Origin of the sequence: Oscillibacter sp. PC13 (genome assembly GCF_900115635.1) — a bacterium.
Lineage (GTDB): Bacteria > Bacillota > Clostridia > Oscillospirales > Oscillospiraceae > Oscillibacter.
This window is the reverse complement of sequence record NZ_FOXE01000008.1, coordinates 74295-100828: the sequence shown is the minus strand read 5'-3', so window position 1 is coordinate 100828 and position 26534 is coordinate 74295. Positions and strand designations below refer to the sequence as shown.

The following is a 26534-nucleotide window of genomic DNA, read 5'->3' as shown; positions in this document are numbered from 1 at the left end:
TAGATTACTCTCCAGCAACGGGCGTGTAGGTGAAGGAGACCTCATAGGAGGTAGTTCCTTCCACATAGGTCACGTTCTTGCTGGCAATAATGGGAGCGTAGCCATCGAAGTCCGGAGCCTCCACAGCGTACTTGCCATCCACAAAGTCCTCAGCGGTCAGATCGGCGATGACCGTGTCATCCAGGGTATCGGTAACACCGTTGCCCAAGTTGACAATAGCCTTGACAGTGATGGTGATGGTCTCGGGCTCATCGCCACCCTCATCGGGGATGACGGGATTGCCGTCAGCGTCCACCTCAACAGCGTCGGAGATGTAGATGTACAGCTCAGTGACAACGTCACTGTCATCATCGTCCAGGTTGAAGAAGACATTGCCGTCCACCTTGTAGCCCTTGACCATGCCGGCCAGAGCGCGGGCGGAGATGCCCAGATAGGTCTCGTAATCAGCGGCAGGGTCCTTCAGCAGCTCGGTCACGCCCTTGCCGATGACCAGATAGGTCTTGGTGTCAGCGGAGATGATCATCTCCGCATCGCCTTCCTCATCAACGATGGTAACCGTACCGTCGCTGTAGGAGATGGTGCCTCCGACCATTGCAATATCGTCAATCCAAGCGATCTGGGTATCCTTATCGCCAAACTTCTTGGCGCCGGTGATGTAACCCTTGCTGTTCTCCTTGACGTTGTAGTACAGGTCGCCGCGCACGTTGCCGTCAACAATCTCGTCCACCACGTACTTGGTGGTCTCCTCGCCGTCGATGATGACCTTGTACTGATAATAGGTATCATCAGCAATCACGGTCTTGTTGGGGGTGGGCTTCAGCAGCATCAGGTAATCGGCAACAGCCTGGTCGTCCACGCTGGAAGTTGTAGCGTCGGACAGGTCAACGGCCACGTACTTGGCATAGCCGGAGGTGTTCTCAACCCACTCGACTCTGACAGCACCGCTGGCGTAGATGTCGGGAATCTCCTTGACGCCGGTGTAAACGGTGGGATCGCCGTCCTCGTCGATGACGACCATGACAGTGGAGTCATTGGCCTTGGGGCCATTATTGAACAGGAAGCGGACTCTGTCGCTCATAACAATCTGAACCTCGCCGTCCAGATCAACGAAGCCGCCGCCGGTGATCAGCTTGGTGTTGGTCAGATTGTACTTACCAGCAGAGGTCTTGCTGAAGGTGTACCAGCCGTTCAGCTCATCGAGAACCTCGATGCAGTCGCCGTTCTTGACGGTGGCAGTTTCGGTGACCTTACCGTCATTGTCACGCTCGGTGACAAAGGAGACCTTCGCCACGCTGATCTCGTCAGCAGTGCCGTCGGCAAAGTAAGCCTGGGCGATAGCACTCTTATTCAGACCGCTGGCGCCAGCAGCGTCCTGAATCCAGACATAGTTGGAGGTGGAGACAGCATTATCAACATACAGGATGTAGCCATAAGCGTCCAGAACCACGATGGCATCCTCGCCGATGGCGTACTCCACGTCCTTGCCGTGATCGCCGGTGCCAACCATCTTGTCATACTTGTAGGTAGTGCCGTCCATGATGACATAGTCGGTCACGGTGTACTCGGAAACCTCGCCGGTAACAACCTCAGCCTTCACAGCGGACTCGATGGCGTCGCTCATGTAGGAGTAGGTGACCAGGATGTAGTCGTCTTCCTTGAACTCTTCCACGTTCACATCATCGTTGTCGATGGTGGTGCCCATGGGAGCAACCCACTCACCGGTCGCAACAGACTCAATGGACAGAGTGCCCTTGGTGCTGTTGTAGTCAGCAGTGGCCTTGGCCAGATAGGTATTGATGATCACGATGGTGACGTTGTTGTCGTCATCCATGTAAACCTCGGTCAGGACACCGTTGCCAGTGACACCAGGAGCCTTGGTGCTCTTGCCCTCAGCGGCGCCGGAGCTGTTCTTCACAAACAGGTCGGCAACAGCGGGAGTCTTGACCTCGTCGCCGTCCACATAGACAGTCAGGTCATAGTCTTTGTCCTCGATGCCCTTCACAGTGCTGGAGCCAACCAGGCTGTACAGGTCGCCCTTCTTGGCCTTGGCGGTGTAGGTGGCGATCAGGTCGCTGTCGTCGGCGTAGGTGCCGATGATGGTGGACTTGAACTTCCACTCAGCGGCGGGACGGCCGAAGTTATCGGTGTAGTTCTTGGTGCGGGTCAGCTTGGGGAAGTACTTCTCAGCGAACTGCAGGTTGTCCTTGTTCAGGGTGTCGTCATAGCCGGCAGCCTCTTCGGAAGCAATCTTCTGAGCCTTGGTGTTGCCAATGACAACCTCAGCGCCGTTGACGTTGACGGAAGTCTTGGAATCATACTCCACCATGTCAGCCTTCAGGGTGTTGAAGGTGTACAGGCAGGCCTCTTCACGGTTGACGGTCTTGGTGCCGACGAAATCGTCGTTGCCGCTGGTGAGCTTGTTGCCCAGAGCGGTCTTGGCGACCTGCACGGACCAGTTGCCGCCCACAAAGCCCTCGATCTGGGCATCATAGCCCAGGCCGCCCAGCAGCATCTTCAGGAATGCATAGCCAGTCAGGGGAGCGGCGGGACGGAAGGTGCCGTCTGCATAGCCGGAGATGATGCCCTGCTGTGCGCAGTAAGCAATGTAACCGGCAAACTCATGAGTGGCGGGCACGTCCTTGAAAGGAGCGGTGTCTGCGCTCAGAGCGCTGGCGGTGGTGGGCCCGAGGATCAGGTTGCAAATGATCTTTGCAGCTGCGCCACGGGTCAGGTTGTTCTGGGGATTGAAGCTGCCGTCGGTATAGCCGTCGACAACGCCAATCTCGGACACCACGGCGACAGCTTCTTCATAGGTGATCTTGCTGTTGTCCGTGAAGTCCTTGGCGCCGGCGCTGATGGTGACCAGAGACATGGTCATAACCAGAGCCAGAACCAGAGAAAGGAACTTCTTCATGGTAGGATTTCCTCCTTTAAAATTTTTGCGAATCGTCCGCCGCAGGACACGCCGCCCTCTTCCGGGTTTCGTGTCGGGGCTAGCCGAACTCGAAAAAAGCCCTGTTCCACAGAAGCTTTCGCGAGCCTACACCAAGCCTGGAATGGCCTGTGCGCCTCCGCCGTCCGTCCGCATGCCTTAATTTAGCGTGGAATTTTTTGTTTGTCTATGGATTTGGGGGAAGTGTCATGCAATTGAGAAACGGCGTGCTTTTATCCGGTTTTTGTGTCCTTCGGGTGTAACAAATTGGTAATGGGGCTTTCTGTCCTCACGCTTCTTTCAGCATGTATTTCTGACGATCCTGAGTAATCGTTCCCTCGTCAATCATGCGCTTTAAAATGGGGCGGCACTGGCGGGGATCGATCCGCAGCAGCCGGGCAATGTCCTGGCGATAGGCAAACCCCTCCTTCGTCAGATACTCCAAAATCACCTGGGTCTGCCGCTCCGGCGGCACCACTGCGTCGTGGAGATAATATCGGGCGCCTATCTGCGTCAGCTTGCCCCGGCGCACCATCTGCTTGAGCCGGTTATATGCCGTGGTTTTGGACACGCCCAGCAGCGCCGCCGCCTCGTTCCGGGTGATGCACTGGTGCTCCCGGACGTAGGCCACCACCTGATTCTCCCCGCCGATGCGGATGTCACAATCCAGCCGCAAATCCCGCAGCGTCACATTGTCCATGCCGCCGTGAATCAACGCCGTCCGCACCAGTTTGGAAAGCCGCGTGCGGTCAAACGGATTGCCGCTGCGGGGTGCCGTTACTACATAGGCTGCGGAAGACGGCAGCTCCTGCCGCAGCTGTCGCAGAATTCCCAGCACACCGCTGGTCAGCATGACCTTTCGATCCCGCAGATGCAGGGCCTCCGCCTTGAAGTCCACCTGCTCCCACTGCAGGGCAATGATTTCCTCCAGCTGCAGTCCCAGCTGCCACGTCAGCCACAGCGCTACGCCCGCCGGCGAGGTTTTTTCCGCCTGCAGCAGCTTCCAAAGTGCAAACTCATCAATCTGCGCCGGCGCTTTCCGCCGGATGCGGGTGGAGACCTTCTTTTCTTTCAGGTGCTCGGCAAAGTGCACCCGCAGCGCAGCTGCCTCCACACCAGTGATGCGGGAGACATACTGCCAATCGTGCGCCTCCAGCTGGCGGAGGATGAAATCGTGGCGCAAATCAATCAGCCGGATATCCGTCTGTCCCTCCCGATCCAGCGCCGTCCGGGCCAGCCGGGATATGGATTGGGGCGTCAGGGGCTTTTGATCTCTGTCCGACAAAACCACCACCTCCGAACGGCGGTTCCGGGCATCCCGTAGCGCCTCCAGCCAAACACTCAGCTCCTCCGCAATGGGAACAGCCCGATCCGGCAGCACAAGCCGGTGATCCAAAAAGTCAATCTGCGCCCAGGTCAGATGCTGAATTTCGTCCCGCAGCAGTCCCGCCTGCCACGCCAGACGCAAAATGACTCCGGCCGCATTGTCTGAATTCTTCGCCAATATTTGGTTCATGGCCTCCTCTTCGGGCCGGTTTACAACGTATTCCTGCATGTCCTCTCCCAAGTTTTGTTACAACTGTGTATCAAATAAATGTCTGTTATTTTTTTGCTTTTCTCCCAACTTTTTAAAAAGTTCATACAAACTACGCAGACTTTCTCCTCTTTTCTTTGCTACACTTGTGTAACAAATGTTTACTTAATTTTCAGCAACCGCTGAATCCATTGCAGCGCAACGGTTTGAAGGATATTTATGCCTATAAAATACGTTAAAAGATAACAAAAATCAATATCTATCAGCATATTTTCATTTATTTGTTCAACGCTAGACTGTGGGAAAGGAGTGTGCGATACATGACGAAACAGGAATTGATTGCCATTGGTCAGAGGCTGCGGCAGCAACGGAATCGTCTGAATCTGACCCGGGAGCAGTTTGCGGAACTGGCGGACATCGGTGCCGGCTATTATGGGCAGATCGAAGTGGGGACTTCTCAGATGTCCATTGATACTTTGATTAAAGTGTCTAAGACTTCCAGGCTTTCCATGGAGTATATTCTGTTTGGAGAGGAAGATGGAACATCTGATTTGTGCGCCATTGATGCCATGCTGGCTCATTGTTCTCCCCGGGAACTGCGCCTGGCGGAAAAGGTCCTGCAGTTGTTTTTACTGCGCGGTGATCTGTCAGACTAACGCCAAAACCGCCCCGCTGAAAAGCGGGGCGGTTCATTTTGGCATCCATTTAAAAATCAGGCTTTTTCTTCTGGAACAATTGCAGTATAATATTAAAATTGATATTTAATTCGGAGGAAACTTCCATATGATGAATCAGAATGAGATTTTTCTGCTGAAGCTGGGCGAGGTCGTGCTGAAGGGCCTGAACCGGCGATCCTTTGAGGATAAACTGCTGGCCAACGTCCGCCGTCGGATACGCCACTGCGGCAGCTTCCAGGTCACGCTCCGCCAGAGTACCATCTATGTGGAGCCCGCCCAGGATGACTGCGACATGGAGGCCGCTTACACTGCCTGCCGGCAGGTGTTCGGCGTAGCGGCCGTAGCCAGGGCGGTTCCCTGTGAGAAGACCGTGGAGGCGATTGTGGCAACAGCCAAGGCCTATCTGGGAGAAGCCCTGGCAGCCGCACGCAGCTTCAAGGTAGAGAGCAAGCGGGCAGACAAGACGTTTTTCATGAACTCCATTCAGTTGTCTCAGGCGGTAGGCGGAGATCTGGCCGAGCTCTTTCCAAATGTCACAGTGGATGTCCACAAACCGGATCTGACGGTATTTGTGGAGATCCGCGAGAAATACGCCTATGTCCATGCCCCTGCGGTTTCCGGCGCCGGCGGCCTCCCGGTGGGTATGGGCGGCCATGCGGTGAGCCTGCTCTCCGGCGGCATCGACAGCCCGGTCTCTTCCTGGATGATGGCGCGCCGGGGCGTGGAGCTGGAGATGGTTCACTTCGTCTCTCCGCCCTACACCTCCCAGCAGGCTCAAGATAAGGTGCTGGAGCTGGCCCGGCTGCTGACGGCCTACTGCGGCCGGATGCTGGTCCACATTGTGCCCTTCACCGAGATTCAGGAGGAAATCCGCAAGAACTGCCCGGAGGAATATTTCACCCTCATTATGCGGCGGTTTATGATGCGCCTTGCGGAAGCAGTTGCGAAAAAAGCAGGCGCCAAGGCCCTGATCACCGGAGAATCTCTTGGGCAGGTGGCCAGCCAGACCATGCTGGCTCTGGGCGTCACTGAAGATGTGACCACCCTGCCGGTGCTGCGCCCCCTGATCGGCATGGATAAGGTGGAGATCATCCGCATTGCCCGGGAAATCGGCACCTTTGACACTTCTATCCTCCCCTATGAGGACTGCTGCACCGTGTTCACTCCGCGCCATCCCGCCACCCGGCCCAACCTGGAAGACGTGCGGGCCGCAGAGTCCAAGCTGGACGTGGAGGGTCTTGTCGCAAAGGCTATGGCCGGCGAGCAGTGGGTGCGGGTTAAATATTGAGAGGATTGCCGGCAATCCCGCAGAGCGCTGCCCCTTTATTCCATCCCATGAAAGAAGGAACCCTCATGTCACATACCGCAGAACTCATTGCCGTGGGCACCGAGCTGCTTCTCGGCAACATCGCCAACACCAACGCGCAAATGCTCTCCCAAAGCCTGTCCACCCTAGGCATCAACGTTTTTTGGCACACAGTTGTGGGAGACAACCCTGAACGGCTGAAAGCGGCTTTGGACATTGCCCGGTGCCGGGCGGATATCATTCTCACCACCGGCGGTCTGGGCCCCACTTACGACGATCTCACCAAACAGACCATCTGCGAGGCCTTTGGCCGGAAACTGGTGCTGCATCCGGATATTTTGGAGGACATCCGCACCTTTTATGAATCAGCCCTCCATGTGCCGATGCCGGAGAACAACACCCAGCAGGCGGAGCTGCCGGAGGGCTGCGTGGTGTTTGACAACCCCGTCGGAACCGCTCCCGGCTGTGCTTTTGAAGCCAGCGGCATCCATGTGCTGATGCTGCCGGGTCCGCCCCATGAGTGCGAGACCATGCTCCGCCGCTGTGCGGTGCCGTACCTGCGCGGGCTCTCCAAAGAGGTCATCGTCTCCCATGACATCATGACCTTCGGCATGGGAGAGTCCTCTGTGGACCAGCTGCTCCACGAGCGGATGAGCCATATGCGCAATCCCACGCTGGCCACCTATGCCAAGCCCTGCGAGGTGCGGCTGAGGGCCACTGCCAAGGCGGACAGTGAGGCGGGGGCAGAAGCCATGCTGGCACCCGTTGTCCAGGAAGTCCGGGATGCCTTGGGAGACGTGGTCTACGGCATCGACGTGAGGGGACTGGAGGATGTCTGTTTTCAGCTTCTGCAGAAGCGGGGCTGGACCTTTGCCACGGCGGAGAGCTGCACCGGCGGCTTGGTAGCACAGCGGATGACCGCTCTGCCGGGTGCTTCGGCAGTGTACCGGGGCGGTGTGGTGAGTTACTGGACAGATGTGAAGGCTGATGTACTGGGTGTTCCCCAGGAAACTCTGGATACTTACGGCGCAGTGTCTGAAGAAACTGCCCGCGCCATGGCGGATGGGGCCCGGCGCATCACCGGAGCGGATGTGGCCGTCTCCGTCACCGGCGTGGCTGGACCCGACCCGGATGAGCGGAACAATCCGGTTGGCATTGTGTATGTCGGCCTGTCGACGCCGGACGGCACGTTCTGCCGCCGCTGTGATTTTGGTCCCCGGCGACGGGACCGCATCCAGGGTCTGGCCTCCAACCATGCCTTTGACATCATGCGGCGGTATCTCACCGGCCTGCCCATCTGACGGGTACTGGGCGGCATCTGCAGTCCCAGATATTTCCATGAAAAAGAGGCTGCATAAGCAGCCTCTTTTTCATTTGGTATTCGCCATTTCTCAGGCTCCATCCTGGAGCCGCTGTCGATCGCGGTTGTTGTGCCAAAAGCTCAGCGCCGCCATACCGCAGACGATAAGATACCCCAAAAGGCTGAGGGCATCCGGAACATCACCGAACAGGAAAAAGCCCAGAATGGTGCTGAAAATCACCTGGGAATAGTCGTAGATGGAGATCTCCCGAGCGGGCGCACAGCAGTAAGCCGCTGTGACGCTGAACTGTCCCCCCGCCGCACAGAGCCCCGCTCCCAGCAGCCAGGCAATCTGTGCCAGCGACATTGGGGCGTGTACAATCAGCACGTAAGGCAGCGCCACCAAGCAGGAAAACGAAGAGAAAAAGAACACAATATAGGTGCCATGCTCTCCCCGCTTGCCCAGCAACCGGACAAAGCTGTACGCCATTCCGGCGCCAAACCCGCCCAGCAGCCCAATCAGGGACGGAAATAGATCCAGATTGCTGAAAGTCGGCTTGATAATCAGCAGGGCCCCGCCGAATGCGCCCAGCAGGGACACGATTTGCACGGGTGTCAGCTTTTCCTTCAGGAGGAAGTAGGAGACAATCACAGCAAAAAACGGAGACATTTTATTGAGCATGGAGGCATCTGACAGCAGCAAATGGTCCACTGCGTAAAAGTTGCACAGGATACCAATGGTTCCGAAAACCGATCTGGCCAACAGATACTTCAGGTTTTCCCGTTTGGCCGGCCGGAATCCCCCGCCCTCCCGCACAAGAAGGAGCAGCGCCACCAGCATTGCCACCAGATTGCGGAAAAAGCTCTTCTGCACCGCTGGTACGTCTCCTGCCAGACGCACACAGGCGGACATGCAGCAAAAGCAGAAGGCCGATATGACAATGAACAGAATTCCCCTGTATTTGGCTTTGACTTTCGTATCACGCACCGGCTTTCCGACAGAATATCATCAGTTTACCGCAAATTTCCTGAAAAAGGAAGAGCGTTTTTTCCGGCGTCCCCCCTCCGCTGAGCCGGCCGCTAACGCAGCTTCTCAGCCCAGCGCCACATCCAGCACCATCATGATAAGGAAGCCCAGCACAAAGCCGCAGGTGCCAGCCCGGCTGTGAGCCTGTGGAATCAGCTCTTCCACCACCACATACAGCATGGCACCGGCAGCAAAGCTCAAAAGCCAGGGCATCAGCGGGCGGACACCGGCTGCCGCCAGCACCACCAGCACGCCGAAAACCGGCTCCACAATGCCGGAAAGTGCTCCGCCAAGGAAGGATTTTTTGCGGGACCAGCCGTTCTGACGCAGCGGCAGGGCGATGGCCGCCCCCTCCGGAAAGTTCTGAATGCCAATGCCCAGGGCCAGCGCTGCCGCTCCTGCTGCACCGTCCCCGGCCGCCGCCAGGGCAAATGCCAGCCCAACCGCCATCCCCTCCGGCACATTATGTAACGTGATAGCGGTCACCAGCAAGGTGGTCTGCTTCCACCCGGCGGTCATCTCCTCCCGTTTCCTGCGCAGACGGGGCAGCAGCGCGTCCAGCGCCGCCAGGAAAACCACCCCCAGCAGCATTCCACCCGCCGCCGGCAGCCAGCCGGGAAGCGCGCTCTCCGCCGACGCCTGGTCAATTGCCGGGATCAGCAGGCTCCAGACCGAGGCCGCCGTCATTACCCCCGCCGCAAACCCCAGCATGGCCCGCTGGAACCGGGGCTGCGGCTCTCCAGCAAAGAAAAACACCATGGCGGCGCCCAGCGTGGTCATCAGGAATGTAAATCCCGTCCCTGCCGCCGCCCATTGAATTGCCTGTAACATCACGATCTCCGCCTTTTCTTCTTGGTTCGGGCGGAACGCCGCCCGTATTCCATCTTAAGCAGGCGGACGCCAATTGTGACAGGGCTTGCTTTTTTGGGAAAAGTGTGTTATGTTGTCAAACAGAAACATACAAATGAGATGGACTCATATAAGTTCGCTGATTCATGGTGCGAACGTCTCTACGGGGCCGCCGAAAGGCTCTGCTATGGGTGTCTGGACGGGTGGAGTTTTTCACCTTGGACAGGCGCTCTTTTTCTTTTGTCAAAATACTTGATTATGAGGTGTTTGTATGGCTGCTGTGATTTTAAAGGGAACCATCGTATCTGCCCCGGCATTGGGCCAGCTGGAGATAACGGAACACGGCTTTTTAGTGGCGGAGGACGGCGTAATTCGTGGTGTTTTCCCGGTGCTGCCAGAGCAGTACGCGGGTGCTCCCTTGGAGGACTTTGGGGACGCGCTGATTCTGCAGTCCTTTGCGGACCTCCATCTTCACGCACCCCAGTACCCCATGCTGGGCACCGGCATGGATCTGCCTTTGCTGGACTGGCTGAACGCTTATGCTTTCCCAACAGAGGCCCGGTTTGCAAACCCGGACTACGCCCGGGAGATCTACCGGCACCTTGCCCGGGAGCTGGTGGAAAACGGCACCACGCGGGTGTGCATGTTCTCCTCCCTCCACACCGACGCCACCCTCATTTTGATGGAGGAACTGGAAAAGGCCGGGATCACCGGCTACGTGGGCAAGGTGAACATGGATCGCAACAGTGCCCCCGGTGTTTTGGAGGAAACCACGGAGGAGTCCATGCGGGAAACGCTCCGGTGGTTGGATGCATGCCAGGACTTCCGCTGCGTAAAGCCGGTGTTGACACCCAGGTTCACCCCCTCCTGCTCCAACGAACTGATGGCCTTTCTCGGCCGGCTTGCAGCGGAGCGGGCGCTTCCGGTGCAGTCCCATCTGTCGGAAAACCAGGCAGAGATGGCCTGGGTGCGGCAGCTGCACCCGGACTGCCGGCAGTACTGGGAGACCTATGCCAAATACGGCCTGTGGAACAGCCGCACCGTCATGGCCCACTGCGTCTGGTCCGATGAGCGGGAGCGGACCGCCATGCGGGACGCGGGCGTCACAGCGGTCCACTGCGCGAATTCCAACCAAAATATCTGCTCCGGCGTGGCGCCGGTGCGGGTGATGCTGCAGGAGGGCGTGCATGTGGCCCTTGGCAGCGATATCGCCGGCGGCGACCAGCTCCACATGTTCGACGTGGTGGCGGCCACCGTCCGTGCCTCCAAGGCCCGCCGGATTCTGGACGGCTGGGAGACGGATTTTTTGACCGTGCCGGAAGGCTGGTTCCTGGGTACCTCCGCCGGGGCCGCCTTCTTCGGGGAGCAGCCGGGCTTTGCCCCGGGGAACCGCCTTCATGCCCTGGTGCTGGAGGACGGCACACTCCCCCAGCCCCACCCCCTGACGGCGGCGGAGCGGCTGGAGCGAAGCGTATATCTGCGGCAGCCGGGCGCCATCCAGGCGGTCTGGAGCGAAGGGCGCAAGGTATTTTCAGCAAACTAAACGAGCGGGGCCCAAAGGGCCCCGCTCGTTTTCTCTCTACTGCATCTCCTGCTCCAGCCCCGCAAACTCCGGGCCGGAGAAGAACTCCTCCAGGGAAATTCCCAAACCGTCGCAGAGCAGTTTGATGGTGACAATCGACACATCTCTGCGCCGGGCATCCATCATGCTGTACACTGTTGATGGCGTCACGCCGGAACGCACTGCGAGTTCGTTATATTTCATCCCGCGCTGACGGCAAATTGCCGCAAACCGGTTCACCACAGCGTCTTTTACCCCCATGCGCTCACCTCATGAATATGGTATTCACTTTTGCGCACCAGAGTATACGCACTTGCGTATATTTAAAGAATGTGGTATTCTGGGCTGGGGTGATTTTATGCAGAGCGAACAGAAATTTTACCGCTGTCTCGTCTCCGACGCCAGCAGCCGGGCGCTGCTGAAAATCCGTGACATTTTGTCTGACGAAACGCTTTCGGACGAGAGCTGCTTTGCCCGGATTGAGGCCATTGTCTCCCTGCTGGAAGAGCTGGGAATTTCCTGCGGTGGGCGGCACGACTTCGGCTGACCGCAAAAAAGGCGCGCCGTCCGGCGCGCCTCTTTTCCATTTACTCCATCAGCACAAAGGTCTGCGCAATGGCGGACAGCCGGGCGCCAAAGCCCTCGGCCGCCTCCGCCGGATAGTTCCAGAACACCACATAGGTCTCTCCATCCCTCTCCGCTGCCATAAAGGACAGCACTTCGTTATCCTCCGCGTCGGCGCCGGTCAGCGGATCTCCCAGTTCGCCGCCCAGCAGATCTTCGAATACATAGTCCTCCTTGTCCTGCACGAACCGCTGCTTCGCCTGGTCCAGCGTCTGTTCAGCATAGCACCGGACGCCCAGTTCCACATCGTCGTTTACCGTGCTGTCCCAGGAATCCTCCCAGACCGCACCGTCGTCCCGGCCGTCGCTCTCAAAGGTCCATCCCTCGTCGGGGATATAGATGGAATACCCCTGGCGGACAGCCAGCGTGGCCGGAACCTCCTCGTCCGTTCCCTCCACCGAAATGGCGAGCGTGGTCGTTTCCTCCCGGCCCAGCTCCGACGCGGTAGGATTCCGGTCGGCAGAGACGGATCCGGTCTCCTGGCTGGTCTCCTTTCCGCTGTCTCCGGTTCCACTCGTTCCATCCGTACCGCAGCCGACGAGGAGCAGCGATACCAGCAAGGTACAAGCAATCAACTGTTTTTTCATCCGTGGTTCCTCCTTCATATGAACAATACATCATACCCCTCAGATTGTTTTTTAGACGAACCTCTCTGGAAAAAGTTTCATGCCAGTGTAAAATTTTTAGATTCTAATGAAAATGTTTTGAACGGCCGCCGGGCTGCAGCGTGAAAAAACAGCCGCTGCGGCGGCTGTTTTGGATGCCATTATCTTCCGATATGTTCGCCCTTCTTATCGAGCACACGGTTTCGGAAGAAGATGAGGATGCCAAGGGAAACCATCAGGGTATTGAGGGCATAGAAGAACCAGACATAGGCCGGGGTATTCTGCCCGCCCAGCATCTTGATGTACTTACCAATGAGGCCGAAGACATATCCAATCCAGATAAAGAAATAGAAGAGGACACTGGTTCCCTTAGCCGTTCTGGCCCTCCAGGCCTTTTGGATGTTGAGGGGCCAGGAAATGCCGAAGCAGACAACCATTAACACTTCAAAAAAATCCGCCATTGTTTCTCCTTTACCAACCGGCAGCAAGTGAGATTAGTCCCTTCCAAGGGCCTGGAGCATGGGAAGGTTAAACTGCCGTTCGCGTTCCATTGTGGTAGTGCGCATATGCCCGGGATAAACCGCGTAGTCGCCGGGCAGTTCCCCCAGGCGCCTGAGGGAGAGAAGCTCCCGCCTCCGGTCCCCGCCGGGCAAATCCGTTCTGCCGCAGCTGTTTCTGAAGAGGGTATCGCCGGTAAACAGGCAGTCTCCGCACAGCAAAGACACACTCCCCGGGGTATGCCCCGGCGTCTCAAGCACCAAAAACCGCAGGGAGCCCACAGCAATTTCCTCCCCATCCCGGTAGGTACGAAGCTGCTCCGCCTGGGAAACCCCTGTCTTTTCAGCAATCGGCAAATCCTTTTCATGCACATAAAGCGCCGCTCCAGTGGCGCTTGCCAGGTCTGCCGCCCGGCCGCTGTGGTCCCGGTGTCCGTGGGTCAGGAAAATGCAGCGGCAGCGCAGGCCGTCCGTCTCCAGCTCCTCCTGAATGCGTTCCAACTCATCCCCCGGGTCAATGACTGCGCAGTCAGTCTCCCCATCCCCAGCAGCAATGTAGCAATTCGCCTGGAAGGATCCCACCGTCAGGTTTTTCAAAAACATCTCCGCGCTCCCTTTTTATGTGTTTCCCGCAGCTTCCCCTATGCCGGCAGGATGCGCTCCATCACCCACAGCCACCAGGAGACCGTGACAACTGCCCCCACGGTGGAGAGGATGACAAGTCCTGCACTGTCTAATTGCGCCCGGTGGTCCGGGTCGTACTTGATGCAGAAGGTGGTGAGCAGCGGCCCGCAGGGCAGTGCCGTGTACAGGACAATGATGCGGCCGATGAGCCCCCCGACTCCAAGCAGGCGCAGAAGCAGCAGCGCCATGGTGGGGAGCAGGAGCAGCTTGTACAGGGCCATCAGCACACTACCCGGAGAGCAGATGCTGTTCCACTCGTATCCCGCCACAATGATGCCAATCAGCATCATGCCAAGCGGCTTGCAGCACCCTCCCACGCTGCCTATTGCGTTCATGCAGACCTCCGGCAGCCGTACCCCCGCATACGCACATGCCAGCCCGGCAAAGCAGGCCAGCACGGAGGGGGCCATGGCCGCGTGCCAAAGCCGCCGGCCCATATCCCGCCTTCCTCCGGGAGGCTGTGGGGAGAGCAGGACATCCGGCAGACAGTAATAGCCCAATCGGATGGGGATGTAAAACAGCATCAGGTACAGCAGCCCCGTTTCCCCCCAATATGCCTCCGCAAGGGGGATGCCGAACAGCAGCGCATTGGAAAACATGGTGCCAAACCGGAGAATCCGCCCGCGGCTGCTCCTCTTTAAAAGGCGGAACACAGCCGTCCCAATCAGGAAGAGGAGCCCCAGCGTGACGACGGCCGCCAGAATCGTCTTTCCACCCTCACGGAGCATCCCCGGCAGGTTCTCCTGCAGGCAGATTGCCCGGAAGACATAGCAGGGAACGATGACGTCGATTAAAAAACGTGACAGCGCCTCCCCGAAGTCCTCCCCCACCACATGCGTCTTACAGGCGGCAAACCCAAGCAGGCTCATCAGCAGCAGCTCTCCCGCCACCAGAAACAGCGCCATCCCCCGCCCTCCTTGCACAACAATCCCGACTTACTTCTTCTCGCTGTAGTTGTAGAAGCCCCTGCCCGTCTTCCGGCCCAGCAGGCCCGCCTCCACCATGTCCTTCAGGATTTTGGGCGGCTTCATCGCCGGATCTCCTGTCCGCTCGTAAATGGAGCTGGTGGCATAATAGGTCACGTCCAGCCCCACCATGTCCTGCAGCTCCAGCGGACCCATCGGATGTCCCAGGCCCAGCTTTGCCGCCGTGTCAATGTCCTCCGCTGTGGCCACGCCATTTTCCAGCATGCGCATGGCGTTCAGACGGAAGGGATACTGCAGGTAGTTCACCACAAACCCCGGGGAATCCGGCGCCATGATGGTTGTCTTTCCAAGAGACTCCACAATCTCCTTCGCCCTGGACACAATCTCCGGCTGCACCATCCTTGTCCGCACGATTTCCACCAGCTTCATCGCCGGAACCGGGTTGAAAAAGTGGATGCCCACCAGGCGGGAGGGCTCTTCCATCCCCGCTGCGATTTCCGCCAGGGACAAACTGGAGGTGTTCGTTGCCAGAATCGCCTCCGGCTTCGCCATCTTCTCCAGCCGGGAGAAGAGGCTGCGCTTCATCTCCAGGTCTTCCTTAATGCACTCAATCATCACGTCCGCGTCCGCGCACGCCGCCTCTTCCTCAATCAGGATCCGCTTCAGCAGCTCCTCCACGGCCTCCTGCGTCATTTTCCCCTTTGCCACCCGCTTGGCAAGGGACGCCTCCAGCTTCTCCTTATGCGTTTGCGCGGACGCCGGAGAGCTGGCGTACAGATACACGGTGTGCCCCTTCGCGGCAAAGACCTGGGCAATTCCGCTGCCCATGGTGCCCGCGCCAAAAACTGCTACTTTCATGTCCTTTTTCCCCCAGTTCAACGCAAGTTTTCAAATGCCATGGCCATGCCCAGGCCACCCGCAATACAGATGGTTGCAAGACCGTATTTCGTCCCCCGCTTGTTCATCTCGTGAATCAGCGTGGTGCAGATCCGCGCGCCGGAGCAGCCCAGGGGGTGGCCCAGAGCAATGGCCCCGCCATTCACATTCACCCGCTCCATGTCCAGCCCCAGTTCCCGCACGCTGGCAACAGACTGGGCTGCAAACGCCTCGTTGATCTCCACCAGGCCGAAATCGTCCAGCGCAAGATGCTCTGCCGCACTCAGCCGCTCCATGAGCTTCCTCGTTGCGAAAACCGGCGCAATGCCCATGTACCGCGGATCCACGCCCGCCGCGGCCCCCGCAATCAGGCGCGCCATCGGCTTCAGCCCAAGCTCCGCCGCTTTCTCCGCACTCATCAGCAGCATCCCGCACGCTCCGTCGTTCCGTCCCGACGCGTTGCCCGCCGTCGTCACGCCGCCTGCAAAAATCGGCTTCAGCTTCGCCAGCTTTTCCAGGCTGGTGTTCCGCTTCGGGTACTCGTCCACGTCAAAGCGGATGGGATCGCTCTTCCGCTGCGGGATCATCACCGGCACAAGCTCATCCTGGAAACGCCCGCTGTCAATAGCCGCCACAGCCTTCTGCTGGCTTGCCAGGGCGAATTCGTCGCACGCCTCCCGCGTTACCCCATACTTCTCCGCCACATTGTCCGCCGTATTGATCATATTGAAGGTGCCGTAGACATTCGCCGGCTGGCTCCGCGGCTGGCTCTCAATATTCGGGTCGATGAACACCGTGTTGCCGTTCCCCGTGCCGAACCGCGTGTTCCGCACATAGAATGGCGCCGTGCTCATGCTCTCCACGCCGCCCACCAGCACCACATCGGAATAGCCGCACTGAATCTGCTGCGCTGCGTTCAGCAGCGCCTGCATGCTCGACGCACACTGACGGTGAATGGAATAGGCGGGAACCTCCACCGGAATCTCCGCCATCAGCGCAGACAGCCGCGCGATGTTCGGCGCGTCCGTTGTCTGCTTCGCATGGCCGGCAATGACCTCGTCTATGATTCCCTTCTCTATCCCCGCTTTCCCTATCGCGCCCTCCAGCGCCACCCGCAGAAGCTCCTCCGGCCGGGTGTTCTTCAAGGCTCCGCCGATGGAGCCAATCGGCGTCCGGACCGCCGACACTACTACCACTTCTCGCATATGTTTCCCCTTATCTGTCCATCACGGTGTTTTCCACGTGTGCCCGCCCCGCGCTTCCCGTTCCGCCGGGGCGGGGCACACCGTTCTTTCTGCTTGATGTTTCTCTGCGTCCGTCTGTCCCGTGGTCCTTATTTCTTCAATATGGTGACCGCGCAGTTGCCGCTGGCACCCAGCACCTGGCCCAGCGCCACCTTCGCGCCCTCTACCTGTCTCGGACCGCAGTTCCCACGCAGCTGCTGCACCAGCTCGTACAGCTGCCCAAGGTGGGACGCGCCTACCGGCTCGCCCTTGCTGATCAGGCCGCCGCTCATGTTCACCGGCTTGCTTCCCGTAATCTCCGTCACGCCCTCGTCAATCAGGCGCCCCGCCTCTCCGAACGGGCACAGGCCCAGCTGCTCATAAATCTCCAGCTCACAGAAGGCGTCTGTGTCCTGCACCTCGAAGCAGTCCACATCCTCCGGGCCGATCCCCGCCTTCTCATACGCCTTCTTTGACGTCACCTCCGTCGGGCCGGGGTTGTTCGCCTTTGCGCTCAGAGAGTCTATCGGGCAGCGGAAGTCCGCCGAATAGGCCGCCAGCGTGTGCACGCACGCCGCTATCGTAATCGGCGTGTTGCTGCTGTACTTGTGCGCCACTTCCTTCGCGCAGATGATCAGGCACGCCGCCCCTTCGTTCGGCGCGCAGATCTCCATCAGGTGGATCGGATCGCACACCATTTTCGACCCCATAATCTCCTCCATCGTGAAGGCCTTCCGGTACATCGAGTTGGGGTTGTGCACACTGTTCTTGTGGTTCTTGTACGCCACCTTCGCAATCTGCTCTTCCGTCGTCCCGTATTCATGCATGTGACGCCGCGCACGCATCGCCCAATAGCTCGGGTTTGTCGACATCCCCATGTACGCCTGCCACTCAGAGTAAATCATCAGCGGGTTCATAAACCCACGCGGCATCTTCTCCACGCCCAGCACCATTGCCACGTCAATATCCCCGGACTGAATCGCCAGCATCGCCTGGCGCAGCGTCGATCCGCCGCTGGCGCACGCCGACTCCATATCCATAATCGGAATCCCCGTCGCCCCGAACGGCTTCAGAATCCGCGGGCCTGTTGTGGAGGGCAGGTACTGCTCCGATACCACCGCTGCCTGCACATCCCGCCAACTGATTCCCGCGTCGTTCAGCGCTGCACGCGCCGCATACTGCCCTATCTCGATGTACGTCTCATCAAACCGGCCAAACGGATGGATGCCCGCGCCGATAATTGCCACTTCTCTCATTTCTTTCCTTCCTCCCTTCACTTCGCCTTGAATTTCCACGCTACGACTTCTTCCCCTGCCTCGTTTTCATACAGCACGTACGGCTCCAGCTCCAGCTTCATCCCGATTTTGATCTCCTCCAGCGGACAGTCCAGAATCGACACCACACGCACTCCCTCCGGCACCTCCACCAGGCCCTCCCCAAACGGGATGAACGGATTCTTCGGCCCCTTATACGGCTCCGGCGGGCAGTGGTTGATGATCGTATAGCTCCAAAGCGTCCCTTCCCGGCTCAACGGGATCTGCTCTACTTCCTCAGATGCGCAGTTCGCGCAGCTGTGATACGTCCCAAACATCACCTCGCCGCAGTCGTGGCACCGCGTCCCTACCAGACGCACTTCCTCAAACTGCTCCAGCGGTCCTGTCAGCAGGCCTTCGCCCACTGCTACCCTTTTTTTACTCTCCATGCCTTGCTTCCTCCTTTTTCCTGCTCTCTTGCTTTATTTCCCTTTAAATTCCGGTTCCCGTTTTTCCAGGAAGGCCTCTATCCCCTCCAGGTGATCCTCCGTGCTGAATGCTATCGTCTGGTACAGGCACTCCAGAAGCAGCGCGCTGTTCATGTCCGTCCCCGCGCCATCCTTGCACGACGCCTTTGCCAAACGCACGATGATCGGACTCTTCGCCTTGATTTTCTCCGCCATCGCCTCCGCTTCTTCCATCAGGCGCTCATGCGGCACCACCTTGTTCACAAGTCCGATTCTCTCCGCCTCCCGCGCATCCACAATCGCGCCCGTCAGCACCATCTCAAGACCCTTCCCCAGGCCCACCAGCCGGCACAGCCGCTGCGTGCCTCCTGCACCAGGTATCAGCCCCAGGTTGATCTCCGTCTGGCCCAGCTTGGCCCGCTCGCTCGCGATCCGGATGTCACACGCCAGCGTCAGCTCACAGCCCCCGCCCAGCGCATATCCGTTCACCGCCGCTATCGTCGGTTTGCGGATTGCCGCTATCTCATTCAATATCAGCGGCGTCTCCCGGTCCAGCGTCTCTATCATCGTCCGCTTCTTTAAGTACTTTGCATCCGATCCTGCCACGAAGGCCTTGTCGCCCTTCCCGCTTACGATGATCACTCGTACCTCGTCATCCTTGTCGTGCGAAACAAACGCGTCCCGCACCTCTCGCCAGATCTCCTGGTTCAGCGCGTTCCGCACCTCCGGACGGTTGATCCAGATATACCCGATCCCGTCCTTCTTCTCCACCAATATGTTCGCCATTTCTTTTCTCCTGCCATTCTAATCGGTGATTGTTTGTTTTTATGGTTTCGCTCTTTTCAAAACGCAGTTGAAATTGTTGCAGTCGTTGATAACAAACCGCTCCATTTCCAGGCCGCAGAGCGCAGAAAGCTCATAAAGTTCCTTCTCCGTGTAAAAATAAGTGTGCTTCAGGTTCAAATCCATCCAATCGATGCGGCTTTTGTTCGCTTTGTAATATGTCTCCCTATCGCCGGAGAACGGAGGAATCTCCCTCCAGGATCGATAGAGGTTTTCATTTTCCCAGTTGGGCGTGGAGAGGTAGATTCTCCCATTCGGCCCCAGCATGGAGGCAATTTTTTTCAGCGTCACATCAGGTGCCGCGCCGAAATGCTCAAATACCTCCGTCATGATAATACAATCATACTGTTCGTCTATCCGGTATTCGGGATCTTCAATCATGCCGAATTTTTGCGTGATCGGATACCGCTTTGTGGCCGGATCAATAAAGGACGGCCTTGTACTGTCTTCCACCGCCAGGCTCAGCCAATGGATATTGCTTTGCGGCCTCATAAGCTTGATGATCAAAGAGACAAAGCCAAATCCAGGCCCGATATCCAGAACCTTTGGTCCCTGCCCGAAGGCCTTCAAATCATCCCGGAGCCAATACAGCTCCTGGCTCCACCACTCCAGTCCCGGGAGCAGCCGCAGGGTGATCCCCATCGGGGCATTTTTATGAATTTGCGCACTGTATTCGTTGTTAATCAGGCAGTTCAGTGCCGCCATCACAACGGTGCGGATTTCCTCGTCTTTAAAATCAATAATCGTATCCGCGTGAAAAAAGAAACTGTAATCCTTAACGCCGCAGTGGGCAAATTGATCTGCAATTGGCTCAAAATGCTCCTGGTCAGGAGCGGCAATCAGGTGATAGGTATCCGTTTCAAAAAGGTCAAAAGGCGAGACAACCTGCTTTCCAAAAAACAGCTTTCCCACCATTTGAGGGTCGTTGTCGCAATAGGCAGAGATCTCTATTCCATGCCGCCCCAGGAGCTCCGTGCACCAAAGGCTGTGTTCTCCGGTTCCCAGGACCGCAATCTTTTTCTTCTTTAACTGTTCCAGGGACGCGCTTCCGTACAGAAACGCAACAAATGCCGTTTTCTTCTGCCAGTGTGGATTTCCGCTGAAATCATGATGCACACCATAGAACAGGTCCCCCACATAATCCAAATATTTCACAGCGTCACCCAATTCCATCCGTCGGTTTTGTTTTAAACATCATCGACCGTTCCCACTGTGCAACGATTGTGCCGTCTTGTTTCACCACATGATCCTCAAAGGTGATCACACCCCGCCCCGGCTTACTCGTCAGCCGCTTACTGAGAATGGTGATCTCCAGGTGAATGGTATCGTTGATGAAAAGAGGCGCAGGGAATCTCACTTTATCGAAGCCCAGGAAGGCAACCATACTCTCCCCACAGAAGGTGTCCCCGTTATACCAGATCATGCTTGCCCGCAGCCCGGCCGCGATGACCATGCTCATCTGCGCATTGACCACCCGCTGTCCAAACACGGTCGTCTTTGCATATTCGGCATCGCAGTGCAGCGGGACATAGCTGCCAGAAAGCCCGCACAAAGCAATCAAATCCGCCTCTGTAATGGTTCTGCCAAAAGACACCCGCGTGTCTCCCACGATCGCGTCATCCCACCACGCAACTGTATTCTTGTTCAAGGTTTTCCTCCTTTTCAATTCTTCAAAAGGCATCTTCACACGCACGCATCTGACGGCTTTTTATCAAGCAGGCTGGGACGCATGGTTACGATTGGACACCCGGCTGTCTTTTCGTGTCAGATAATCCCCTTTTCATACATCTCTTTGATCTCCGCTTCGGAATACCCCAGTTTGCCGTAGTATTCCTCGTTGTAGTCGCCGATGGCAGGCGGCGCGAGGCGCACCGTACCGGGCGTGTCGCTGAGCTTTACCACAATGCCTGGCATGGGAATATTCTCTCCCGTATGGCAACGTGCCCAGACGACATCTTCCCGGTATTGAACCTGCTCATTGGCCAGCACCTGTTCAATATCGTTGATTGGCGCACACGGAACGTCGTTCTTTTCCAGAGCCGCAAGGACCTCTTCTGTCGTGAGACTCTTCGTCCATTCCTCCACCAGGTGATCCACCTCCGCGGAATTTTCAAGCCGGGCCGCTTCTGTGCTGAACTTTGGATTTTCCATCCACTCAGGGTGGCCGGCGGCGTGGGTCAGGCCCTCATACTGCTTTTGTGTGGCTGCCGTGATGAACAGGTATCCGTTACTGGTTTGGAAGGATCCGATGGGGCAGTGGTATGCATTCCGGCTGCCGTTGCGCGGCGGTTTCTTGTTGAACAGCAGATAGTCCGGAATGGAGGTTCTCAGCCAGGAGACGATGGAATCCAGCAGCGCGATGTCCACATGCTGCCCCTTGCCGGTGTGCTCGCGGTTGAACAGCGCCAACATGGTGCCGAACGCGGCGTACAGCCCGGCGCTGTAATCTCCCACCCAGGTTCCGGCGAGAACAGGGCGCCCCTCGCCCGTCATGCTCATCAGTCCGCCCATTGCCTGGGCAACAGAGTCAAACGCCGGGCGCTTTGCCGCAGGCCCGCTCTGCCCAAAGCCGGAAATGGACGTCATGATAATCCGCGGATTCAATTCCCGCAGCTGCTCATAGCCGAAGCCCAGACGCTCCATAACGCCGGGGCGGAAATTCTCCACCACAACGTCCGCATCACGCAGCAGCCTGCACAGGATTTCCTTACCCGTGGGATCCTTCAGATTCAGCGTTAAAGAACGCTTGTTTCGGTTGGCCACAATAAAGTATGTACTCAGATCGTCAACTGCCGGCTCCATCTCGCGCTGCTCATCTCCGTTGGGCCGTTCCACCTTAATCACTTCGGCGCCCATATCGCCAAGCAGCATGGAGCAGTAAGGTCCCGCGACAAACCGGGATAAATCAACGACCTTATATCCTTCCAATACCTGTGACAACGTCACTCACTCCTTTTGGTAAAATCACTCTGCACAAGCCGGGTAAGTCTTGTGCTCAAACACCTTGTAATCATGGCCCGGCAGAATAAACGCATTCAGCTCATCCAGACGCTTCAAGGACGCCTCAAAGTCCAGCAAATTCACATGGGCCGTGGAATATAGGTGCCGCAGGGCGCCCTTCCCCTCCCAGTTTTCATACTGCATGACGGTATCGCCCGCCACCAGATAGGGACCATCCACCGTATTGACCAGCACACTCTGTCCGCCGGGTGTGTGGCCCGGCGTAAACAGCAGGTCAATGCCGTCGGCCAGTTTCATGTCGCCCTTTACCAGCCGGAGCTGCTTGATGACCGGCATCCATCCGGGCATCATCCCGCCCTTGGGCGATTCATACACGTTGATGTGCATATCCAGCGGATTTATCGCATAGTTGAGTTCCGCCTCCTGCACATAAAAGGGCGTCGTCGCCGGAAATTTTTCACCGTTATAGCAGTGGTCCCAGTGAAGATGGGTCCAGATGACCGCGTCAATGTCCTCCGGCTTCACGCCCTTTTCCGCCAGCGCGTTGATCACATTTGCCTCTATCGGAAAATCGATTTCAAGCCCCGGATGCAGTTTTGCAAGGGCTTCCTGTTCTCCCGGGCCGGTATCCACCAGGATGTTTTTTCCATTTCCCTGAATGAGATAGCCCATCGCAGGGCTGTCTACCTTTTTCCCATAGTCCGTCATCATCTGCAAAACGGATTTTTCATAGGAAGGGAAGCGTCCATAATACAGCGGAACAATGGAGTACGTTGCGCCTGTCATATTTGTGCTCATCAATAAATCCTCCCATATCAAGCAATTTCCGTAAAATGCCCCGGAGGGCTCCCAAGATTCCGTCGTTTCTACAGGAGCCCTCCAATCGGCACATACGTTTACATATGTATCATTACATCAGGACGCAGGCCAGCGGATAGCAGAGCACGCATGCGATCACATACAGAACCACCACTGCCGGCAGGCCATAGGAAATCCCGTGTTTTACTTCCAGATAGCCGGAGGTAAAGCACATGGGGGAGCAAACGGACGCAGAGGGGAACATAAATGCAACATTGGCAACCAAAACCATGACCACGCCCCAGGCAGCAATATTGAAGCTGCCGCCGCTGGCATTCAGCGCCATCAGAACCGGCATAAATGCAGCCCAAATCAGGTTCAGCACAACGATGTTGGACAGGAACTGCGTCATCACGATTGTCAGCAGCAGCGTAATCCAAACAACGGCGCCGCCGGGAATGCTCTCCGCAAAGGGAGCAAAAATATTGCCCAGCCAGGTGCTGACGCCGGTGGCCTCGTTGGTCAGTGTGTTGGCAAACGCCTGGATACCGACGATGAAAATCAGGGTCGGCAGAGGGATCCGGAAAAGATCCTTCTTTACATTGAGGATAGGCTTGTCATCAATGTGAATGACAGCCAGAAGCGCAACGCCCAGGGTCGGGGGGGCGACAAAGCCCATCTGGGAGAAAATGCCGGCAAATTCAGGCGCAAACGCCTTGAAGATATCGGGGGCCAGCCAGCAGAAAACGATTGCAATAAAAATCACAACCGCAACCTTTCCCTTGGCATCCAGGGGCTTAAGGCTTTTTCTCATCTCGTCGGGATCATAGGCATCGAACTTGGTAAAATCAGGGCGAACCATAAACTTCAGAATCAGCATGACGATGACCAGCGCCAGCAGGGAGAAGGGTACGCCAACCGCCATATACTGACCTGCGGTGATCGGAAGCCCGACCTGCTCCAGGAAGCCCATCATCAAAACTGCACCGGGATGGGAAATGGGAGTCGCACCGTAGGGAATAATGACCAGAACCAGAATGGAGTAAACCAAGGCCTGACCAAATCTGGAGCCCTTTTCATAGCCCAGCATTTGGCAAATGCGGTCGGCCATAACCAGGTAGATCAGCGTCACGGGCACGCAGTCCAAAAAGAATTCCAAAAATACGCAGGAGAACAGGAACATGCCCAGGAAAACCCAGGGGCGGCCCTTACACATCTTACGGGAAATAAACCAAGTGGCAACTTTTTCAATCACACCGGTGTCCTCCAGCGCCACGTTGACCAGCATGGTGGTAAGGACATATGCAAAACACATATTGCCGAACGACACCGCCAGCATCTGTGTTTGGCTCATAACGCCGAAGGCAATCAGCGCACCGGGTACCAGCAGCGAGGGCCAATCCACCCCCACAAAAATCCAAAGCCAAATGGTGCCTGCAAACAACGCAACTGTAATGACACCCTTGTCAGTCAGTCCGTTGCCCGGATGGAGGAGTAGGTTCACCACAATGAAAATGATGAGTGCAATCGCAATGTGCAGATATCGCTTGGATGTCTCAGATTTCGCCATTGTATAGTCCCTCCTATTTGTTTTTGTCTCTCTATATTTTCTTAAAAAGGCTCCCGCTTTTTTCTCAGCGAATAAACTTCCCCCCTTTTATTCAAAGCGGCCGAACCTCCGCTTTTTGATGTATTTTGGGTTTTGAGGAGTGCGGGTTCATTAGGCTTTGGCATTTCCCTTTCTTTTTCCCCTTCCCCCCTCTTGTGTATTTTTAATATAATTCCAATGTTCAAAAACGTCCAATATATGTATTATGACCCTAGTAATAGGTTTTCCCTATCGCATATTTGATTTTTTATTTAATTTGTATATAATGCAGTTGTTCCTGACTGCATATGGTCCATTCCAGCACGCGGTTTCCTGTTTCCATTTTTCCTGTTTGCGACAATTATGATATGGGGGAAGTCTTATGAACCTGAATGTGCTCCGATACGTCATCGCCGTAGCAGAAGAGCAGAACTTTACTGCTGCCGCAAAGCGGCTTTATGTTTCCCAGCCCTCTTTGAGTCAGAGTATCCATACGCTGGAAAAACAGCTTGGCACTGAGCTGTTTGATCGAAAAGCATCCCCTGTGGCACTCACTTCCGCCGGGGAACTCTATTTGAAGTGGGCCAAGCAGGTGGTCCGCACACAGCATCAGATAGAACGGCAAATCTCTGATATGGTGGGCGGAACCCGTACATTTCTCTCCATCGGCGCATCGGCTGAGCGTGTCCGATACCTGCTTCCTCCCGTCATGAAGCGGTTTTACGAACTCCGTCCCAACTGCATGCTGAAAATATGGGACGTCCCCAGCGCACAACTGATCGGTCTGCTGGAAAAAGAAGCTGTGGACGTGATTCTGGGCCGGCCGGAGGCAGATACAATCCGTTATACCAGCCACCCTATCGGTGAAGAGCAGACCCTGCTGGCCGTTCCAGCGGATCATCCTTTAAACATTCCGCCCAGCGCAGATCCATTTCCCAAAATTGATCTTCGCAGGTTTAAGGACGCGCACTTTATCGCACTTGGATCGGAGCAATCCCTTGGCCGGGCTCTGCTGCAATACTGTGATACCTGCGGGTTTGTCCCGAACATCCGCCTGGAGTGCCGGCTCCTGCACAACCTGCACAATATGGTGGCTGCCGGCGTGGGCGTTGGATTGGTGTCAAAACCCTTTGTCCGGCAGTTTCGCGATGACTTTCATGTGCGGTATTACGCACTTTCGAATTTTTCCGCCGCACAGCCCATTGCTGCCATTTACCGAAAGGACCGCTATCTCTCCCGTGACGCCGAGGTTCTGATTTCCCTTCTCCACACATAGAGGCCCCCCTTTCCTCCCGGAGCTGTTCATCAGCTTTGCAGCAAAAAAGGTACGACAGTTTGCCGTACCCTCTTTCATCAAAAATTTATAAAAAGGGCCGTCTCTCAACAGATTTGTTTTGAGACAGCCCTTTTTCTTTCACGTTTTCCGGATGTGTCCTTTCGAATTCCATCCCATGTTCTGCGGATAGAATCAAACGGGCCTCCATGGTTTTTTCAGAACAGCTGCACCAACCCCATGGTCACAACCGTCGTAATGGCCCCTGCAATGATCAATCCCAGCAAAATGGCCGGGATCGCGTGGCGCATCCGGATATCCAGCAGGGCGGCAACCAATGCGCCGGTCCAGGCACCGGTGCCCGGCAGGGGAATCCCTACCAGAATGACCAATCCCGCCAAGCGGTACTTGCGTACCAAACGCCCCTTCAAATGCGCCCGGCGCTCCAGCCATTCGATTTTGGGACCAAAGAAGGACGTGCCCCGCAGCCAATCAAATAGCCGACGAATCAGCAGCATAATCAGCGGAACCGGCAGCAAATTCCCCAGGATAGCTACGCCGCAGGCCACCGCCGGAGGCAAGCCGGCAGCCACGCCCAGAGGGATCGCCCCCCGCAGCTCCAGCACCGGCACCATGGCCACGCCGAAGGTCATCAGAAGTTTCTCAAATATGGTTCCAGAAATACCCATGGACTTCCTCCGGAAAACAGGTTTGCGGAGCGGGGGCAAAG

The 26534-nt window shown here is 56.9% G+C and carries 26 protein-coding genes and 1 riboswitch; of the genes, 6 read left to right on the top strand and 20 right to left on the bottom strand.

Annotated features, from left to right (window positions below; all coding sequences use genetic code 11):
• Positions 1 to 4 precede the first annotated feature (4 nt).
• Together BMZ81_RS06550 and BMZ81_RS06545 are read right to left on the bottom strand one after the other, a co-directional pair.
• The gene (locus BMZ81_RS06550) at positions 5 to 2914 is read right to left on the bottom strand and encodes an S-layer homology domain-containing protein (protein ID WP_091130041.1); all 2910 of its coding nucleotides are present in this window, start codon (positions 2912 to 2914) and stop codon (positions 5 to 7) included.
• Between the two features lie 307 nt (positions 2915 to 3221).
• Entirely contained in the window at positions 3222 to 4487 is a 1266-nt protein-coding gene (locus BMZ81_RS06545; protein WP_091130038.1) for a tyrosine-type recombinase/integrase, read from the bottom strand.
• A gap of 299 nt (positions 4488 to 4786) precedes the next feature.
• Here BMZ81_RS06545 and BMZ81_RS06540 point away from each other — a divergent pair, with 299 nt between their 5' ends.
• From BMZ81_RS06540 to BMZ81_RS06530, 3 genes are all read left to right on the top strand, one after another.
• A complete protein-coding gene (locus BMZ81_RS06540; RefSeq protein WP_091130035.1) occupies positions 4787 to 5122 on the top strand; it encodes a helix-turn-helix domain-containing protein in 336 nt (111 codons plus the stop codon).
• A 130-nt stretch (positions 5123 to 5252) separates the two neighbouring features.
• Positions 5253 to 6431 carry a tRNA uracil 4-sulfurtransferase ThiI gene (thiI, locus tag BMZ81_RS06535; protein WP_091130138.1) on the top strand — a complete coding sequence of 393 codons (1179 nt, stop codon included), beginning with the start codon at positions 5253 to 5255 and terminating at the stop codon, positions 6429 to 6431.
• A 65-nt stretch (positions 6432 to 6496) separates the two neighbouring features.
• Entirely contained in the window at positions 6497 to 7750 is a 1254-nt protein-coding gene (locus tag BMZ81_RS06530) for a competence/damage-inducible protein A (protein WP_091130033.1), read from the top strand.
• 90 nt (positions 7751 to 7840) lie between these two features.
• Here BMZ81_RS06530 and BMZ81_RS06525 read toward each other — a convergent pair whose 3' ends face one another.
• Positions 7841 to 8737 carry a DMT family transporter gene (locus tag BMZ81_RS06525; RefSeq protein ID WP_278308874.1) on the bottom strand — a complete coding sequence of 299 codons (897 nt, stop codon included), beginning with the start codon at positions 8735 to 8737 and terminating at the stop codon, positions 7841 to 7843.
• 105 nt (positions 8738 to 8842) lie between these two features.
• The gene (locus BMZ81_RS06520) at positions 8843 to 9607 is read right to left on the bottom strand and encodes a ZIP family metal transporter (RefSeq protein ID WP_091130031.1); all 765 of its coding nucleotides are present in this window, start codon (positions 9605 to 9607) and stop codon (positions 8843 to 8845) included.
• Between the two features lie 124 nt (positions 9608 to 9731).
• Positions 9732 to 9833, top strand: a riboswitch (purine riboswitch).
• A 63-nt stretch (positions 9834 to 9896) separates the two neighbouring features.
• Here BMZ81_RS06520 and BMZ81_RS06515 point away from each other — a divergent pair.
• Positions 9897 to 11168 carry an amidohydrolase family protein gene (locus BMZ81_RS06515; RefSeq protein WP_091130028.1) on the top strand — a complete coding sequence of 424 codons (1272 nt, stop codon included), beginning with the start codon at positions 9897 to 9899 and terminating at the stop codon, positions 11166 to 11168.
• 36 nt (positions 11169 to 11204) lie between these two features.
• Here the strand turns inward: BMZ81_RS06515 and BMZ81_RS06510 are convergent, their stop codons facing one another.
• Positions 11205 to 11447: a helix-turn-helix domain-containing protein gene (locus BMZ81_RS06510; RefSeq protein WP_091130025.1), complete on the bottom strand. Its 243-nt coding sequence runs from the start codon at positions 11445 to 11447 to the stop codon at positions 11205 to 11207.
• A 97-nt stretch (positions 11448 to 11544) separates the two neighbouring features.
• Between BMZ81_RS06510 and BMZ81_RS06505 the strand changes: the two genes are divergently transcribed.
• A complete protein-coding gene (locus BMZ81_RS06505; RefSeq protein ID WP_091130024.1) occupies positions 11545 to 11733 on the top strand; it encodes a hypothetical protein in 189 nt (62 codons plus the stop codon).
• A 40-nt stretch (positions 11734 to 11773) separates the two neighbouring features.
• Here BMZ81_RS06505 and BMZ81_RS06500 read toward each other — a convergent pair whose 3' ends face one another.
• From BMZ81_RS06500 to BMZ81_RS06435, 14 genes are all read right to left on the bottom strand, one after another.
• On the bottom strand, positions 11774 to 12397 hold the full coding sequence (locus tag BMZ81_RS06500) for a hypothetical protein (protein WP_091130021.1): 624 nt from the start codon (positions 12395 to 12397) through the stop codon (positions 11774 to 11776).
• A 179-nt stretch (positions 12398 to 12576) separates the two neighbouring features.
• A complete protein-coding gene (locus tag BMZ81_RS06495; RefSeq protein WP_091130019.1) occupies positions 12577 to 12876 on the bottom strand; it encodes a hypothetical protein in 300 nt (99 codons plus the stop codon).
• 33 nt (positions 12877 to 12909) lie between these two features.
• Positions 12910 to 13515 (bottom strand): MBL fold metallo-hydrolase, encoded by a 606-nt coding sequence (locus tag BMZ81_RS06490; RefSeq protein ID WP_091130016.1) that lies wholly within the window; start codon positions 13513 to 13515, stop codon positions 12910 to 12912.
• Between the two features lie 38 nt (positions 13516 to 13553).
• The gene (locus tag BMZ81_RS06485; protein ID WP_091130014.1) at positions 13554 to 14501 is read right to left on the bottom strand and encodes an AEC family transporter; all 948 of its coding nucleotides are present in this window, start codon (positions 14499 to 14501) and stop codon (positions 13554 to 13556) included.
• 30 nt (positions 14502 to 14531) lie between these two features.
• Positions 14532 to 15380, bottom strand: coding sequence for a 3-hydroxyacyl-CoA dehydrogenase family protein (locus BMZ81_RS06480; RefSeq protein WP_091130012.1), 849 nt, complete (start codon positions 15378 to 15380; stop codon positions 14532 to 14534).
• 17 nt (positions 15381 to 15397) lie between these two features.
• Positions 15398 to 16603, bottom strand: coding sequence for a thiolase family protein (locus BMZ81_RS06475; protein ID WP_091130009.1), 1206 nt, complete (start codon positions 16601 to 16603; stop codon positions 15398 to 15400).
• Between the two features lie 128 nt (positions 16604 to 16731).
• Positions 16732 to 17877, bottom strand: coding sequence for a thiolase family protein (locus BMZ81_RS06470; protein ID WP_091130008.1), 1146 nt, complete (start codon positions 17875 to 17877; stop codon positions 16732 to 16734).
• A 17-nt stretch (positions 17878 to 17894) separates the two neighbouring features.
• Complete coding sequence (locus BMZ81_RS06465; RefSeq protein WP_091130005.1) at positions 17895 to 18323, bottom strand: Zn-ribbon domain-containing OB-fold protein; 429 nt, start codon at positions 18321 to 18323, stop codon at positions 17895 to 17897.
• A 33-nt stretch (positions 18324 to 18356) separates the two neighbouring features.
• Complete coding sequence (locus BMZ81_RS06460) at positions 18357 to 19127, bottom strand: enoyl-CoA hydratase/isomerase family protein (RefSeq protein WP_091130004.1); 771 nt, start codon at positions 19125 to 19127, stop codon at positions 18357 to 18359.
• Between the two features lie 39 nt (positions 19128 to 19166).
• A complete protein-coding gene (locus BMZ81_RS06455; RefSeq protein WP_177187228.1) occupies positions 19167 to 20339 on the bottom strand; it encodes a class I SAM-dependent methyltransferase in 1173 nt (390 codons plus the stop codon).
• A gap of 4 nt (positions 20340 to 20343) precedes the next feature.
• Positions 20344 to 20832 (bottom strand): MaoC/PaaZ C-terminal domain-containing protein, encoded by a 489-nt coding sequence (locus BMZ81_RS06450; protein WP_177187227.1) that lies wholly within the window; start codon positions 20830 to 20832, stop codon positions 20344 to 20346.
• 116 nt (positions 20833 to 20948) lie between these two features.
• Entirely contained in the window at positions 20949 to 22124 is a 1176-nt protein-coding gene (locus BMZ81_RS06445; protein WP_177187226.1) for a CaiB/BaiF CoA transferase family protein, read from the bottom strand.
• A 24-nt stretch (positions 22125 to 22148) separates the two neighbouring features.
• Positions 22149 to 22943, bottom strand: a complete 795-nt coding sequence (locus tag BMZ81_RS06440) for an N-acyl homoserine lactonase family protein (protein ID WP_091129995.1) — start codon at positions 22941 to 22943, stop codon at positions 22149 to 22151.
• Between the two features lie 112 nt (positions 22944 to 23055).
• Complete coding sequence (locus BMZ81_RS06435; protein ID WP_091129994.1) at positions 23056 to 24513, bottom strand: SLC13 family permease; 1458 nt, start codon at positions 24511 to 24513, stop codon at positions 23056 to 23058.
• 400 nt (positions 24514 to 24913) lie between these two features.
• Between BMZ81_RS06435 and BMZ81_RS06430 the strand changes: the two genes are divergently transcribed.
• Positions 24914 to 25807 carry a LysR family transcriptional regulator gene (locus BMZ81_RS06430; RefSeq protein ID WP_091129992.1) on the top strand — a complete coding sequence of 298 codons (894 nt, stop codon included), beginning with the start codon at positions 24914 to 24916 and terminating at the stop codon, positions 25805 to 25807.
• 215 nt (positions 25808 to 26022) lie between these two features.
• Here BMZ81_RS06430 and BMZ81_RS06425 read toward each other — a convergent pair whose 3' ends face one another.
• The gene (locus BMZ81_RS06425; RefSeq protein ID WP_091129990.1) at positions 26023 to 26493 is read right to left on the bottom strand and encodes a COG2426 family protein; all 471 of its coding nucleotides are present in this window, start codon (positions 26491 to 26493) and stop codon (positions 26023 to 26025) included.
• Positions 26494 to 26534 lie beyond the last annotated feature (41 nt).